The organism is Citrobacter sp. TBCS-14, from assembly GCF_005280805.1.
Lineage (GTDB): Bacteria > Pseudomonadota > Gammaproteobacteria > Enterobacterales > Enterobacteriaceae > Citrobacter > Citrobacter gillenii.
Genome location: NZ_SZWM01000903.1, coordinates 1 through 214 on the forward strand (window position 1 = coordinate 1; position 214 = coordinate 214).

1 protein-coding gene is annotated in these 214 nt (G+C 53.7%); it reads right to left on the reverse strand.

Annotated features, from left to right (window positions below; translation table 11 throughout):
- Window positions 1-214: DapH/DapD/GlmU-related protein (locus FDX22_RS21975; RefSeq protein ID WP_304571803.1), on the reverse strand; the 214-nt coding region annotated here is incomplete at both ends.

The following is a 214-nucleotide window of genomic DNA, read 5'->3' on the forward strand; positions in this document are numbered from 1 at the left end:
CACCACTGCGCCTGACGCCACAACCACATTGTCGCCCAGTGTTACCCCCGGATTTATGACTGCGCGACCACCGATCCAGACATTATTCCCGATGGTTACAGGTTTCCCTAGTTCAACCCCGCTATTGCGTTCGTTAGCGTCCAGTGGATGAGTTGCCGTATAGATATGGACTCCCGGTGCCAACATACAGTTATCACCGATGTGGATTGGGCAG